The 15,266-nt window shown below is 29.3% G+C and carries 14 protein-coding genes; 1 reads left to right on the top strand and 13 read right to left on the bottom strand.

The window, feature by feature from the left end; all coding sequences use genetic code 11:
- Positions 1–136 precede the first annotated feature (136 nt).
- Entirely contained in the window at positions 137–1,429 is a 1,293-nt protein-coding gene (gene tig, locus BLS00_RS01575) for a trigger factor (protein WP_167848942.1), read from the top strand.
- A 42-nt stretch (positions 1,430–1,471) separates the two neighbouring features.
- Here tig and BLS00_RS01570 read toward each other — a convergent pair whose 3' ends face one another.
- The 13 genes from BLS00_RS01570 to BLS00_RS01510 form a co-directional block, all read right to left on the bottom strand.
- Entirely contained in the window at positions 1,472–2,209 is a 738-nt protein-coding gene (locus tag BLS00_RS01570; protein WP_091402190.1) for an NAD-dependent protein deacylase, read from the bottom strand.
- A 9-nt stretch (positions 2,210–2,218) separates the two neighbouring features.
- Positions 2,219–3,991 (bottom strand): phosphoenolpyruvate carboxykinase (ATP), encoded by a 1,773-nt coding sequence (locus BLS00_RS01565; protein WP_091402188.1) that lies wholly within the window; start codon positions 3,989–3,991, stop codon positions 2,219–2,221.
- A 93-nt stretch (positions 3,992–4,084) separates the two neighbouring features.
- Positions 4,085–4,663 (bottom strand): ribosome biogenesis GTP-binding protein YihA/YsxC, encoded by a 579-nt coding sequence (gene yihA / locus BLS00_RS01560; RefSeq protein WP_091402186.1) that lies wholly within the window; start codon positions 4,661–4,663, stop codon positions 4,085–4,087.
- Positions 4,656–7,031 carry an endopeptidase La gene (gene lon, locus BLS00_RS01555; protein WP_091402184.1) on the bottom strand — a complete coding sequence of 792 codons (2,376 nt, stop codon included), beginning with the start codon at positions 7,029–7,031 and terminating at the stop codon, positions 4,656–4,658. Before lon ends, yihA begins: the two co-directional genes overlap by 8 nt.
- A 12-nt stretch (positions 7,032–7,043) precedes the next feature.
- Complete coding sequence (locus tag BLS00_RS01550) at positions 7,044–7,520, bottom strand: metallophosphoesterase (protein WP_091402181.1); 477 nt, start codon at positions 7,518–7,520, stop codon at positions 7,044–7,046.
- Positions 7,521–7,525: 5 nt separating this feature from the next.
- Positions 7,526–8,173, bottom strand: coding sequence for a thiamine diphosphokinase (locus BLS00_RS01545; protein WP_091402179.1), 648 nt, complete (start codon positions 8,171–8,173; stop codon positions 7,526–7,528).
- Positions 8,170–9,624 (bottom strand): NAD(P)H-hydrate dehydratase, encoded by a 1,455-nt coding sequence (locus BLS00_RS01540; protein ID WP_091402176.1) that lies wholly within the window; start codon positions 9,622–9,624, stop codon positions 8,170–8,172. The genes BLS00_RS01545 and BLS00_RS01540 overlap by 4 nt, the downstream gene beginning before the upstream one ends.
- Before the next feature lie 62 nt (positions 9,625–9,686).
- Positions 9,687–10,946 carry an adenylosuccinate synthase gene (locus BLS00_RS01535; protein ID WP_091402173.1) on the bottom strand — a complete coding sequence of 420 codons (1,260 nt, stop codon included), beginning with the start codon at positions 10,944–10,946 and terminating at the stop codon, positions 9,687–9,689.
- Positions 10,947–10,962: 16 nt separating this feature from the next.
- Positions 10,963–12,252 carry an adenylosuccinate lyase gene (purB, locus tag BLS00_RS01530; RefSeq protein ID WP_091402171.1) on the bottom strand — a complete coding sequence of 430 codons (1,290 nt, stop codon included), beginning with the start codon at positions 12,250–12,252 and terminating at the stop codon, positions 10,963–10,965.
- Positions 12,252–12,689 (bottom strand): hypothetical protein, encoded by a 438-nt coding sequence (locus tag BLS00_RS01525; RefSeq protein ID WP_091402168.1) that lies wholly within the window; start codon positions 12,687–12,689, stop codon positions 12,252–12,254. Before BLS00_RS01525 ends, purB begins: the two co-directional genes overlap by 1 nt.
- 98 nt (positions 12,690–12,787) lie before the next feature.
- Positions 12,788–14,065: a Glu/Leu/Phe/Val family dehydrogenase gene (locus BLS00_RS01520; RefSeq protein WP_091402165.1), complete on the bottom strand. Its 1,278-nt coding sequence runs from the start codon at positions 14,063–14,065 to the stop codon at positions 12,788–12,790.
- A gap of 220 nt (positions 14,066–14,285) precedes the next feature.
- Complete coding sequence (locus BLS00_RS01515; protein ID WP_091402163.1) at positions 14,286–14,714, bottom strand: SoxR reducing system RseC family protein; 429 nt, start codon at positions 14,712–14,714, stop codon at positions 14,286–14,288.
- On the bottom strand, positions 14,711–15,238 hold the full coding sequence (locus tag BLS00_RS01510) for an RNA polymerase sigma factor (RefSeq protein ID WP_091402161.1): 528 nt from the start codon (positions 15,236–15,238) through the stop codon (positions 14,711–14,713). Before BLS00_RS01510 ends, BLS00_RS01515 begins: the two co-directional genes overlap by 4 nt.
- Positions 15,239–15,266 lie beyond the last annotated feature (28 nt).

Raw genomic sequence — 15,266 nt, 5'->3', positions numbered from 1 at the left:
TAGAAATTTTTTTGTACTGTTGACACCTATTTTTTACCTTATAAATTAAATTTGACTTTATTTTAACAAAATAAAAGTATTAAAAATGTATAATATTTAAAGCATGTTGATTAAAAAAGTTTATGGAGGTATCGAAATGGATAAGCAGTTAATATCGGAAGATAAAAATTTAAAAAAGTTTTTAGTAAAGTTTGAAGAAAATGAGTACAAAAAAGCAGAAAATGACGTTGTAAAAGAAGTTAATAAAAATTACAAATTTCCAGGTTTTAGAAAGGGTAAAGCCCCTGTAGGTATAATAAAAATGAAATTGGGTGAAAATTATGATAATTGGGTTAACGACATTCTTTTAGAAGATGCCATTCAAGAAATTCAAAACAATGAAAAAACTTTATTCCCACCAAAAGTTGATTCAACAGCAAACGACGGAGGAATTTTTGAAGTTGAAATCACTGTTCATACATACCCTAAAGTAAAAAGTACAGATTTTGAAAATATAAAAGTAGAAATACCAAAATCAGAATCAATAATCGAAAAATTTGTTGAAGATAAAATCAATGAACTTTTAGAACAAAACGCAATTTTAGAACCTAAAGAAGGCAATGCGGAATATGGAGATTTTGTAAGAGTAACATATACTGTTAAAAATCAAGATGGTAAAGTTCTTCAAGAAGATAAAGAAAATGAATATACTTTAAGAGAAGATGACAATAGACCTATAGTTACAGAGGTTGTTGGAAAGTCAAAAGGCGATGTAATAGAATATGAAAAAGAGTTTGAAGATAAAAAATATTTCTATAAAGTTAACTTGGAAGATATTTATTTAAGGAAAATGCCTGAATTGACAGAAGAATTTGTTAAAGAGTTAGATTCAGATGTGCAATCATTAGAAGATTTAAAAAATAAATTCAGATCTGAAGGAAAAGAACAATATGAATCTTGGAATCAGGATTTTATAAGAAATTACATTATCGGTGAATTGCCTGACCATACAGAAATTGAAATATCAGGCCAAACAATAGAAGAATATTGTGAAAATTATATTGCCCAATTAAAAAAAGAGGAAAAATACGAAGAAGAATTACAAAAAAATGACAATGATGTGGAAAAATTAAAAGAGAATGTAAAAGACTCTTCTTTAAGATGGATCAAAGAATTGGTTGTAGTTGATGAACTTGCAAAAGAAAACAACATAGAAGTTTCAGATGAAGAAATAACAAACGCGATAAAAAATATTTCTCAAATGTGGCAAATGCCATACGAAAGGACAAGAGAAGCTATTTATTCAAACCAAAAATTATTAAACGATGTAGTATGGGACACATTAAAAAATAAAGTTGTAGATGTGATCAAAGATAAGGTAAAAATTGAAGAAGTTGATGCTGAAAAATTTGAAAAAAATGACAATAATGGTATTAACGAAGAAGAATAACTCTATAAATAAAAAATGCCAAACTTTTAGTTTTGGCATTTTTTATTTATAAATCTCTTTGAAAACTTCGTCTATATCTTCGTTGAAGATCAATTTAATATTCTCTTCTTTTAAATACGACTTAGAAAACTCGCCTTTGTTAATAATCACTATATCTGCATCTGAATACATTGGTAAATAAGCAGCTGGAGTAACCATAAGGGAAGAACCTAATATTAATAGTAGATCGGATTTCTGCATAATTTCTACTGATTCATCCAAATGTTTGACAGCTTCTCCAAAGAAAACTATGTCTGGTTTTATTATTGAATTACATATATCACATCTTGCAACAATACTTTTATCCATTTTCTTCTTTACTTGATCATAACTATAATTTCTTCCACAATTTAAACAATGATTATCGTATAAACCGCCATGAATTTCGTATACTTTTTTATTTCCAGCTATTTTATGTAGAGAATCTATATTCTGAGTTATAATTCCTAACAATTTATTTTGCTTTTCAAGTTCATAAATCTTTCTGTAAGCAAATGTGGGTTCAGCTTTTTCAACATATTCTAAAAATTTTTTATGAAATCTATAAAATAATTCAGGATTATCTTTAAAATAATAATAATCAAATATTAGTTCAGGATTTTCAATTTCTGCATTTGTATAAATCCCATTTTTACCTCTAAAATCCGGTATGCCTGTATTAGTAGATATACCAGCACCTGACAAAATTACGATTTTCTCTGATTTATTTATAAATTCTTTTAATTTTTCATATTTATTCAATTTAAATCCTCATTCTAATTCTTCAGTCAATAACGATAATAAATTTTTAGCCGCTATAATAGGCCCTTCTTCTTCAAAGCCATTTATTCCAAGTTGAGTTCTTAATTCTCCTACTTTAACTCCATTTTTAATCATTTGGCTCATATAATGTTTTGCAATTTTTTCATGTTTTTCTTTTCTTTGAATTGCCCCAAAAGGATTCGCAAAATAACTATATGTTAGTCCTTTTTCGGCTGTTGTTCCTTTTGCCATTCTTGCCCCTTTAGAAAATATCTCATAAGCTTCTTCTGCATTATCAAAAAAATGTAAAGGCTTTTCGTTTTCTTTGATTTCAACATAATTATTTGCATACAAAAAGTAGTCTACTTTCGTTGGTTTTATTATTTCGTCATAATTTGAATAAGGAACAATTACTCTTGCATTAACTTCATTCGGATTCATGAATATGCTTCTATCCATAGCAGAGTAAGCGTATCCTGGTTGTAAGTCATCCAGTCTTACAAAAGCTCCGGTTTCTGTACCATATGCAACAACTGTACCGTCTGCTAATATGTCAAGAGATCCCATATCATCTATTAATATATTTACTTCTGAAACTTGCTTTTTTAATCTGTTCAAAGCATCTAATGTTTCTGATTTACCTGCGCCAGAATCTCCCATAATCATAACATTTGCAGATCTACCATCCATTAATTTAATTTGAGCTAATGCTCCGTGAATTGGTAATCTTGACTCATCAATAACTGTCAAATTATGGATTGTAAGAATCATCTTCTTCATATAGCCAAAATAGTCTATAGAAGGATCATCGCCAACCATTCCAACATATGTGCCATCTTTTTCTTTATATATAATTCCATTATAATCTTCTTCTGATTCAAAATTTTCTTTTGAAACTCCAAAAAAATAAATTCCATCTGGTTTTGTGTTTTCAACTATATTAAAGCTTGCAAACTCAAAAAGATTACCTAATCCTGCTGCTAAAGATAAATATTCCTTATATACAAGAATATATATTAATTTTGAATTAACGTGTATGGGAAACATCAACCAGTCTTCAGGATTTTCAACTTTTATATTATTTAATATTGGTTTGTCTTTTACTTTGAATAACCCTCTTCTTTTATTTGATCTTGTATAAAAGATTACAGGAGGTTCAAATACAGTACTCCAAACAAATTTAGTATCGTATATCCATTCACAATTTAATTTTGCTTCATCTTTAATATTAGGATGATCTATAAGAAAACCCACCTGAGCCCCAGATGGTAATTGTCTTAAAACTTTTAATTTTGTATCTGAAATATTAACTAAAATTTGTCTATAAAGGCTTAAGACTAAACTTTTCAAATCGGAATTATTTTTTACAAGCATCATTTGTTTATTAATTCTATTATAAGAGGTCTGTGTAAACGTATCATTTTTTATCATGAATCTATGTTTATTTCTCCAAATATTAAAAATACTTTCAATAAAAATTATTAAAGTTTCTTTTCTATTGCTCATTTTAGGAAACCCATAATATGGAGATGCATCAACATGTTCTACACTATTAACTGATAAAGCTATCATCAATTGAATCAATGCATCAATGTCGTACTTCTTTCTAACATCAACTACATCATTTGATTTCTTGAATTTTTCAAAAAAAGGAAGTAAAGAAGTTCTTTTTTCTTCGCTATCGAGAATCAATTCACATATTATTTCTTTAAAGTACTCAGAATTAAGAATTTGAGAATTAGAATTATAAGATATACTTCCGTCAATCATTACACTTCTCATACTTTTCCCTCCAATGTAAAATATATAAAACTTCTTCCATTAAACATTATATCACAAATCCAACTATAAAGAAAAAACCGACATTAAGCCGGTTTATTTCAAGAATGCTAGTATAGAATTAGTTAATTCTTCTATTCCTTTATTTTTATTAGCAGATGTTTGAAAATAGATGTATTCTCCATAAACTGATAATTCATTTTTTATTTCATTCAATTTTTTTATTTTTTCACTTTGATTTAATTTATCTGATTTTGTTAAAACTATCATAAAAGGCATGTTGAGGCTTTTTAGCCATTGAATCATCATATGATCATTTTTTTGTGGCTTATGCCTATGATCTATCAAAACATAAACCATTTTTAGGTTCATTCTGTTAATAAAATAATTGTTCATGAGTTCATTCCACTTTTCTCTTTCTGTCTTAGCTACAGAAGCAAATCCATATCCAGGTAGGTCAACAAAATAATAATTATCATTGACTAAATAATAGTTTATAGAACGAGTTTTACCTGGTTTTGAACTTGTTTTTGCTATCTTTATTTTCATTAAAGAATTTAAAAGACTTGATTTACCTACATTTGATCTTCCTGCAAACGCCACTTCTGGTTTGTCTTCTGGTGGTAATTGGTCTATTCTATAAACTGTTTTATAAAGTTCTGCTTTCTTAATCATTAAAATCACTACCTATCAAAGCTATTTTTAACACTTCTTCTATTTGACTCACAAAATCGAATTTAATATTTTTTCTAATTTCTTCAGGTATTTTTTCAACATCTTTTTCATTTGCTTTAGGAAGAATAACTTCTTTAATACCTGATCTGTAAGCTGATAATACTTTTTCTTTTATTCCTCCCACTGGCAGAACCTTGCCTCTTAATGTTGTTTCACCTGTCATAGCTATATCATTTCTTATCTCTTTATTCAAAACTACAGAAATCAAGGCTGTCGTTAAAGTGACCCCTGCTGATGGGCCATCTTTTGGTACTGCCCCTTCTGGTAAATGAATATGAAAATCTTTTTTTTCAAATAAGGTTCCCTTTTCTGTGTGTTTTGATTCAACTAATTTTCTTGAAAGAGATAGGGCTATTTTTGCAGATTCTTTCATTACATCTCCTAATTGTCCAGTTGTTATAAGCCTTCCTTTCCCAGATAAAGAAAGAACTTCCACATGTAATATTGTACCACCATAAGCAGTCCAAGCTAAGCCTGTCACAGAACCTACTTCAGGTTTTTCATTTTTTTCCGAATCGAAATAAGGAGGTGCTCCAAGAAAATTGTGAAGATTGTTAGCCCCGACTTTAACTCTCTTTTCATTCTCTGAATATTTTAATGCGGATTTTCTCATTATTTTTGCTATTTTCTTTTCAAGCTCTCTAACTCCAGCTTCTCTTGTATATTTTGATATCAAATCTTTTACTGCTTTATAAGAAATATTAAAAGTCTTTTCGGAAAGTCCATGTTCTTTCAGTAACTTTGGAATTATATAGTTTTGTGCTATTTTATACTTTTCTATATCAGTATAACCAGATATGTATATTATTTCCATTCTGTCTTTTAAAGCTGGTGGAATAGTATGCATTACATTTGCTGTTGTAACAAATATCGTTTCAGATAGATCTATAGGTAATTCAAGGTAGTGATCTACAAAATCAACATTTTGTTCAGGATCTAATACCTCTAACAAAGCCGCACCTGGGTCCCCTTGAAAAGAGACTCCTAATTTGTCTATCTCATCTAAAACAATAACGGGGTTCATGGATTGTAGCTTCCTTATTTTTTGAACTATTCTACCTGGCATAGCCCCTACATAAGTTCTTCTATGCCCTCTTATCTCTGATTCATCTCTTACACCCCCAAGAGACAATCGGCCAAACTTTCGCCCAGTAGCTTCTGCAATTGATTTTCCAAGGGTTGTTTTGCCAACACCAGGAGCTCCTACAAAACATAAAATAGGGGCCTTTGAATTTTTTGCAAGTTTTCTGACTGATAAAAATTCCATAATTCTTTCTTTTGGCTCTTCTAATCCATAATGATTTTTCTCTAAAATTTCTTCAGCTTTTTTTATATTTATGTTATCTTCTGTTTTTTTATTCCAGGGTATTTCTATCAACCAATCTAAATAGGTTCTTATTACATTGGCTTCAGGAGAATACGGAGACATTTTATTAAGCCTCTCTATTTCATTTTCTACTTTTTCTTTAACTTCTTTTGGATAGTCTCCCGTTTTAATTTTTTCTTTTATTTCTTTTATATCTTCATCATCTTCATCTGATAATTCCTCTTTAATAACGTTCATCTTTTCTCTTAAATAATATTCTCTTTGATTTTTTTGTATTTTTTCTTTTACTGTAGTTTCTAAATTTTCCTCTATTTCTAAAAGTTCTATTTCTCTTGTTAATATTTCTAATTCGGTTTTCAATCTTTTTTCTGTAACGGTTATTTCTAATAAGTTTTGTTTTTCTTTTAATTCTAAAGGCATAATTGAAGCAACAAGATCACTTATAATTTCTGGATCAGAAGTTTCTTCTATAGCCATTATAGCTTCTTGGGGAAACTTTTTAGTTAGTTCCATATAATTTTGTAAGAGATCTTTTATCTTCCTAGCCAAAGCCTCTAACTTTTTAGTACTTTTTATTTCTAAATCTATTTGAATTACATTGAACATAAAATATTTTTTATCTTGCACTGTTTTTTTTATCTTTCCTCTTTTTACTCCTTCAACAACAACTTTTAAATCCCCATTTGGAAGTTTAGAAACTTGTACTATCTTTGCAATTGTTCCAACTCTGTAAAGATCAGATACCTTTGGTTTTTCATCTTCAAGTTTCTTTTGTGAAACTAAAAAAATATAGTTATCATGTTTTTCTAAAGCTACTTCCAATGCTTTTAAAGATTTTTCCCTACCAACAAACATAGGTATCACTGAATTAGGATATATTATCATTTTTGACCTTGTTGCTATTGCTGGCAATTGTTCGGGAATGTTTTTTTTGTTCGATTCATCTATAAATTTTTCTATATAATCATTTTTTTCAACCATATTTTCCTCCATTTATAATTCAATTATTTTGTATTCTTTATTTTCTGGATTTAGGATGCATAAAGTTGACTTACCAGTTAAATAGCCACATGCTTCTCCTGGGTTAATAATCAAACTCTTAACAGACTTTCTGGTAACTATCTCGTGAGTATGCCCAAAAAATATAAAATCATATAAACTTGAATTTTCAGCGGCTTTTAGTGAATAAGGCTCATGCATCATGTATATTTTATGTCCTTGATGTTCAAAAGATTTAGGCCCATGAGTGATAATACCATTTGATTTTTTATTTAACCCCAAAATTTCACCGTCATTATTTCCATAAATACCAAAAAATTGTACACCATCAATTATTATGTAAGGTAAACTAAAAGGCGCAACATAATCACCACAATGAAATATTGTATCTACATCATTTTCTTTAACTATTTGTTTTACTTTTTTCAATTTTTCAACGTTATCGTGAGTATCTGAAATAATCATCCACATATTTTTCACCTCACTGTTTTTTTGTAATGTATGTATAAAACAATACCTTTTTTTATAGATATAGTGACGTTCTCTTCTTTAGACTTGTTACTAACTCCTATGGAATCGTATTTATCTATATTTTTTTCAAATAAATTGTATTTAAACCCTTTTAAGGTAAGTCCCTCTACTTTTTCACCCAAAGGTAGTATGGCCCACGAATTATTCTTTTTTGTTAATATGTTTTTATATTTTTTTACTATACCTATACTATACTCTTCCTCAATAATTTCTGGATCTAATTTTGAATATTTACCAAGTAGGTAAATCCCCGCTAAGGTGTGGTCTATTCTGGATCCAGTAATTGAGGATAAAAATACTTTTTTACATCCAAGCTGTTGGGCTTTCATTATTGCAAGTTCAGAATCAATCTCATTTTTTTGTACGGGATATTTTAAAATCTGTACGTCATTTTGTTTTGCCCATTGTATATCTTCATTACTTGCTGAATCTAAGTCTCCTATTAGATAATCAGGCTTTATATTTAATTTTTTAAATATTTTTATCCCAGAATCAGAGGCGATTTTTACATCTGTTTTTAATAAATTTTCTTCATAAAAAGATAAATCTTTTGTTTTATCCCCTCCTGAAATTATATACGCTTTAATTTTCAATCACCTCTTAATTTTATTAATTCTCTGTTTAAATTTTTTGCTATTTGTAAAGGAGTTACAGTAAAATTGGTGTTTTCTATTCCCAAGTCATACCCTGTTTTATAAACTAAATATGTGGCAATCAATGTAGAATCTATTACAGTACAACCTTGGGCTATATAAGAAGCAATAACTCCTGAAACAAGATCACCGGTTCCACCTTTTGAAAGGGCGTCGTTTCCAAATACATTAAAATAACTATTATCACCATCTGTTATTAACGATGTTGTGCTTTTATAGAGAACGTTTATATTTTTTTCTAAAGAATAATTTTCTATATCTTCAATACTTTCTATTTCTTTTTTTAATAATTTTTGAAACTCTCCAGCATGAGGTGTTATTAACATATTTTTATTAGTCTTTACTTTTTTTATAACTCCTATTGCATCAGCATCAATCACAATCTTTTTATGAGAATATTTTTCTAATATTTCTTTTATAAAATCGTTTGAATTTTGCCCTATACCAGGCCCTATTAATATTACATCACTTTTTTCAATTTTGCCTTTTATTTTTATCAAATCGTTTTTTTCAAAGTAGTTTTTGTTAAAATCTGTATAAATTACTGAAGGCTCATGCTCCAATATGGGAGTATAAGAAGGGGTGATTAAATAGACCATTCCTGCACCACTTAATTGTGCTCCTAAAGCTGATAATATAGGAGCTCCTGAATACTCTTTACTCCCTGCAATTACTGCAATAGAACCAAAGTTATATTTGTGTGAGTCTTTTGGCCTTTTTGGTAAAATATCTCTAATCTTTTCTTCTGTTAATAAAAACCTTTTTAAATTTTTTTCATACCCTTTATAAAAAGACATTTGGCTAAGTTTGATTTCTCCAGAATAACTCCTCCCCGGATATAGTAGATGTCCTATTTTTAAATAACCAAAAGTTACAGTTATATCAGCTTTTATTGCTTTTTTCATTATTTTTCCTGTATCAGAAGAAATTCCAGTTGGTATGTCTATTGAAACTACTTTGCAATTACAAGAGTTTACATGATCTATTATGTCCAAAAGTTCTCCTTTTATCTCACCAGCCAATCCTACACCTATTATGCCATCAACTAAAACATCAAAATTATTTAAATCTTTAATTTCATCAATAAAATCTACTTGATATTCTTTACATATGTCTTTTTGGTTAACAAAGCCGTAAGATGCATTCTCTTCATTTCCTATTATATAAACCTGAACATCATAACCATCATTTTTCAGAAGTCTTGCTACAGCAAGTCCATCTCCCCCATTATTTCCAGTACCAGCCATAACCAAAATTTTTTTTGGATTTAAATCTTCGACTATTTCTTTAACTGAAAAAGCTGCTTGTTCCATCAAAATACTTTCTTGAAGGCCTTTTGAAATTGTTAATTCATCAATATTTTTCATTTCTTTTGAATTTACAATATACATAAAAATCCCCCCTAATGTTATATTATAACAAAAAGAAACGGGCTTAAAAAAGCCCGATTAATTTATCCTTTTATTCTCATTATCATATTATTTTTTGTACACATTTCTTCTGTTTTTGGACCATATGAAATATAGTTTATCTTCACACCTGTAAATTCTTCTATAAAGGCCATATATTTCAAGAAGTTCACATCATTCGTAGATTTCCAACCCTTTAAAGTCTCATATATTGGTTTAGCTTTATAAAAATCATATGATGAGTCAGGGATTTCTTTTATTTTACCTTCTACATCATATTTTGTACATATTTTCACCTCATCAAAACCATCCAGTACATCCGCTTTGGTTATAACAAATTCATTCAAGCCACTTCTTATTTTGGCATATCTCAAAGCAGGCAGATCTAACCAACCGACTCTTCTTGGCCTTCCAGTTGTAGCTCCAAATTCATTTCCTAATTTTGCTATTTTTCCCCCGGTTTCATCAAACAGCTCTGTTGGAAAAGGCCCTGAACCAACCCTTGTCGTATAGGCTTTTAGAACTCCCATAACTTTATCAAGCTCAAAAGTTGAAAACCCTACAGAAGATACACCGTGAGCCATGGTTGAACCAGAGGTAACAAAAGGATACGTACCAAAATCAAGGTCAAGTAGTACTCCTTGTGCTCCTTCAAAAAGAACTGATGTGCTTCTAAAAACATCTCCCATTTTTACTGCGCTAGCAAAATTAACATTTAATTTATCTAAGTCTCTTTTAACTTTTAAAAGATATTCAAACACGTCTTTATCAGTACTCTTTATTTTTCCTGAATATATTTTGTTTTTGAGATAATATATTTCTGATAACCTTTCTTTTAACAGTTTTTCATCGAAAATATTGTAAAGTTTGATGCCTTCCCTTGAAACTTTATCTGTATAAGCCGGGCCTATCCCCTTCTTAGTGGTTCCAATCGGATTTTTCCTCATACTTTCTCTCAACTCATCTTCTTCTTTATGCCATGGCAGCACTAAAAAAGTCTCATAATCTATATAAATTTTAGAAGAAATTCCTGGAAAATCGGCTTCCAATATTTTTAATTCGTTGATTAACTGTTCAAGGTCTATCACCATACCAGCCCCTAAAAACCCTTTTGAATAACCATTAGGAGTTATTGAAGGTAATAAGTGATTTACATATTTTTTCCCATCAATATAAATTGTATGACCAGCGTTGGCACCTCCAGAATACCTGACTATCCATTCGTAATTTTTTGAAAAGTAGTTTACTACCTTTCCCTTTCCTTCGTCTCCCCATTGAGAACCAACAATTGCCACTCTTTTCATAATGAATTCCTCCTAATCAGAAAAATCTTTTATACACTTCATCTACATTTTTTAAAAAATACTCGTTTGAAAATAGTTCGTCTATTTCTTTTTCTGACATATGATCAGTTATTCTTTTATCTGAATTAATAAATAATTTGAAATCTTTTTTCTCCTCCCAAGCTTTTAAAGCATTTTCTTGCACTATTTTATATGAATCTTCTCTTGAAAGGCCTTTCCCAATTAATCCTAATAAAACTCTTTGAGAATACACTAAATTATAACTTCTTTTAAATGTTTCAAGCATTCTTTCTTTGTCAACGACCAAATTATCTATTAAATATATTGATTTTTCTAACATATAGAACATAATCATAGTTGCATCTGGAATGTTTACTCTTTCTACTGATGAGTGGGATATGTCCCTCTCATGCCACAATACAATATTTTCATAAGCCGGTATTGTGTATGATCTTAATAATCTAGCCATTCCTGATAACCGTTCACAAATTATTGGATTTTTTTTATGTGGCATTGCAGATGACCCTCTTTGTCCCTTTTTAAAAGGTTCTTGTAATTCAAGAACTTCTGTTTTTTGAAGGTGCCTTATCTCTGTTGCCAGTCTATCTAACCCAGATCCTATTAATGCAAAAACAGAAAATAATTCAGCATGAATATCTCTTGGAACAATCTGTGTAGATATTTCAGTTGGTCTTAGTCCAAGTTTATTTAAGGCTAATTTCTCTATCTCTGGTGAGATATTGGCATAGTTACCAACAGCTCCACTTAATTTACCTACTTTTATTCCTTCATACGCTCTTTTTAACCTTGTATAATTTCTTTTCATTTCAGCCAAAAATGTCAACATTTTTAATCCAAAAGATGTTGGCTCTGCATGAACTCCGTGACTTCTTCCAACTGTTAAAGTTTTTTTGTGTTTCAAGCTAATATTTTCTAAAGACTTTATAAATGATTTTAACTCTTCTAAAATCATTTTTGTTGCTTCTTTCATACCTATTGCCCACGCAGTATCTACAACGTCTGATGAAGTTAACCCCATATGAAAGTATCTCGCTTCATCTCCCATATTTTCTGTAACTCCTTTAATAAAAGCAATCACATCATGATCAACTTCCTCTTCAATTTCTAAAATTCTTTCAACATTTATTTTTGCTTTTTCCCTAATTTTTTTAGCGGTACCTTCAGGGGCAATTCCTTTTTCTTCAAAAGCTTCTACAACTGCAATCTCAATTTTCAACCATCTTTCATACTGTTTTTCCAAAGTCCAAATATCCCTCACTGGAGATAAAGAATATCTTTCTATCATTATTGGCCTCCCTTTTCTTTAATGCTTTTAGAGATTATTTCTCTAAAACCAATGGCAAAAATTATGACCCCAAATATAATCCCTAAATTTAAAGTCCTCAATTCAGCTATTAAATATCCTATTCCAAATGAATTCATTAACCAAGAAACAAATAACAATATTTTTTTAGACATGATAGCATTTAAATAAGATAGAAAAGCAGAAAAATTCATAATCAAATAAAAATACGTTGGATCAAAATCTTGAATAAATCCAATTGCTGTAAATAAAGCTGAAATAATCAAAAATATATTGGTTATATTACTTTCTTTTTTAGTTTTTAAAGATAAAAAAATCATTAATATTGGTATGATCAACATAAAATACCAAAAATTCAAATTGATAAAAATGAAACCAGCAATGTAGTTGATAAGCAAAGAAGCAATTAAATAAGCCATTTTCTCTCTCCTTTAAAATAGAATATTGACAATCTATTTTATCATAAATAAAAAAATTAAAAAAGGCCCCAAAAAGGGCCTTTAAATTATAATTTTGATCAAGGATAGATTCCTCTTAATTTTGTTGCCGTTGCTACTCTTCTAACAGCATTAATATAAGCAGCAGTTCTCATATCTGTTTTGTATTCTTCCATTGTTTCAATAACATCATAGAAGGCTTTTGTCATTTTTCTATGTAAAGCTTCTCTTACGTCTTCTAACTCCCAGAAGTTCCATTGCAAGCCTTGTACCCATTCAAAATAAGATACTGTAACTCCACCGGCATTTGCTAAAAAGTCCGGAACAATAAATACTCCTTTTTCTGTTAATTTTTCATCAGCTTCTGGTGTTAATGGTCCATTAGCACCTTCTACAATTAATTTTGCTTTTACACTATCAACATTATCCATAGTAATAGTGTTTTCTATAGCACAAGGAGAGAAAATATCTACATCTAAAGAAATTATTTCATCATTTGTTATTGTTTTGTATTTACCATCGTTAACATCATGTAAGCTGGATTTTCTTGATAATGTCTTTTCACTTAATTCTTTTAATTCAGCTGGTGAAAAACCTTCTGCATTATAAAGCCCACCAGATGAATCAGAAACAGCTACAACTTTCATTCCAACTTCTTCTGCTGTTAAAATAGATGCATAGGTTCCTACGTTACCAAAACCGTGGACAGCAACTGTTAAATCTTTATTTTCTTTAGTAATTTTCCCAAGTTTTCTCATGTAATTTATTCCTTCTTCAATACAAATTCTAACTCCTCTTCCTGTGGCTTCAGTTCTTCCTTCTGATCCACCAATTTCTAAAGGTTTACCAGTAACTATACCTAATTCGGTTCTTCCAACATTCATTGAATAAGTATCCATAAACCAAGCCATTATTTGACCATTTGTATTGACATCTGGAGCAGGAATATCTTTCTCTTCTCCTATTATTATTTGAATTTCTGAGAAGAATCTTCTTGACATTCTTTCTAATTCACCATCTGATAGTTCTTTAGGATTAACTGTTATTCCACCTTTTCCTCCACCATATGGAATATCAACAACTGCCGCTTTCCATGTCATCCAAAATGCTAATGCTTTTACTTCATCAAGAGTAACTTCTGAATGAAATCTTATCCCACCTTTAGCGGGACCTCTTGCAACATTATGTTGAACTCTATACCCGGTAAATACTCTTACTGTACCGTCATCCATTCTAACTGGGAAATTAACAGTTAGTTCTCTTTTTGGTTTTGTTAAAACGTCTTTTAGATCTTTTTCTAAGTTCATAATATCAGCAGCCTTGTTAAACTGCCTTACTGCATTTTCATATAAGCTCATACTCAATAACCTCCCTTAATAATGGTTGGGGAATATTTTTTCATACACCTTTATTTTAGAACTTTTTATATAAAAAATAAAGTTCGATTAAATTTAATGTATATCATTTATAATGAATTAGAGTTAATTAAACTGATTTATATTTATATTCCCCATTACTATGAAAAATATTTCACGAAAAATTTTTCAAAAAAAGAAGAAGCTATGAAAACAGCTTCTTCTAATCGTTTATTTTTATTTCGTTTTTTACTTTTTTAATTATTTTAGGCAAGTACATATCTTTAAACTTCTTTTTGTCTAAAATAGATAGTATAAAATAACTAACAGCCATACCACCTATAGCGATAGAAAAAGAAAAAAGATCGTTTAATCCAATTCCATAACTTAAAATAGCCAAAGCTAAGAAAACTAATAATGGAAAACCATAAACCAACATAGCTATCTTTGCCAATGGGACTTGTGGTAGTTCAACTAATACTTTTTCACCTGGTATGTATGACTCTTCTCTCATAGCTTTTAACTCAATATCGGGAGTACCTGTTAAACTACAAGCTCCGCTAATAGAACAAGTTGAACATTCTGAAGCTCTATTAGTTTTTAAATATACATATTTATTATCCATTTTTTTTACAGTCATTAATTCTCTCATAATTCTTCACCCCCATTATCACTCTCTATCATTTTCTTTATTTTTTTTCTGGAATAAAAAATCCTACTTTTTACGGTTCCAATTGGAATGTTTAATAATTTAGATATTTTTTTATAATCATAATTATTTATCTCTCGTAACTTTAATATTATTCTATCGTTTGGACTAAGTTTATCAATATATTTTAGTAGCTGATCATAGTTCATTTTATCAAAGATATGTTTTGTAAAATTGTATGATTTATAAATTTTATGTTGAGCTATTTTTTTATTTTGTTTATTTTCTTTTACATATTTCTTTTTAAAATCAATAGCTACATTTTCTGTTATTTTATAAATCCAAGTTTGTATTTTTGAATTACCCTTAAAATTATCCAAACCTTTAAATATTCTTAAGAATACTTCCTGTGTTGCATCTTCTAAATCGTTATTATTTATGGATTTTCTAAGAATATTTCTAACGTATTTATAGTTTTCGTTGTATATTTTTTTATATAGACCTGAATCTTTATTTTCTTCTGGCATTGTTTCCCTCCTAATCAATTATAACAAA

It is taken from the genome of Geotoga petraea, assembly GCF_900102615.1.
Classification (GTDB): Bacteria; Thermotogota; Thermotogae; order Petrotogales; family Petrotogaceae; genus Geotoga; species Geotoga petraea.
This window is presented reverse-complemented; position numbering and strand designations above follow the sequence as displayed.

Bases quoted from the DNA above. Each gene is read 5' to 3' on its own strand.
- tig (WP_167848942.1), top strand. From the start codon at position 137: ATGGATAAGCAGTTAATATCGGAAGATAAAAATTTAAAAAAGTTTTTA.
- BLS00_RS01565 (WP_091402188.1), bottom strand. From the start codon at position 3,991: ATGAGAAGTGTAATGATTGACGGAAGTATATCTTATAATTCTAATTCT.
- yihA (WP_091402186.1), bottom strand. From the start codon at position 4,663: ATGATTAAGAAAGCAGAACTTTATAAAACAGTTTATAGAATAGACCAA.
- lon (WP_091402184.1), bottom strand. From the start codon at position 7,031: ATGGTTGAAAAAAATGATTATATAGAAAAATTTATAGATGAATCGAAC.
- BLS00_RS01550 (WP_091402181.1), bottom strand. From the start codon at position 7,520: ATGTGGATGATTATTTCAGATACTCACGATAACGTTGAAAAATTGAAA.
- BLS00_RS01540 (WP_091402176.1), bottom strand. From the start codon at position 9,624: ATGTATATTGTAAATTCAAAAGAAATGAAAAATATTGATGAATTAACA.
- BLS00_RS01535 (WP_091402173.1), bottom strand. From the start codon at position 10,946: ATGAAAAGAGTGGCAATTGTTGGTTCTCAATGGGGAGACGAAGGAAAG.
- purB (WP_091402171.1), bottom strand. From the start codon at position 12,252: ATGATAGAAAGATATTCTTTATCTCCAGTGAGGGATATTTGGACTTTG.
- BLS00_RS01525 (WP_091402168.1), bottom strand. From the start codon at position 12,689: ATGGCTTATTTAATTGCTTCTTTGCTTATCAACTACATTGCTGGTTTC.
- BLS00_RS01520 (WP_091402165.1), bottom strand. From the start codon at position 14,065: ATGAGCTTATATGAAAATGCAGTAAGGCAGTTTAACAAGGCTGCTGAT.
- BLS00_RS01515 (WP_091402163.1), bottom strand. From the start codon at position 14,714: ATGAGAGAATTAATGACTGTAAAAAAAATGGATAATAAATATGTATAT.
- BLS00_RS01510 (WP_091402161.1), bottom strand. From the start codon at position 15,238: ATGCCAGAAGAAAATAAAGATTCAGGTCTATATAAAAAAATATACAAC.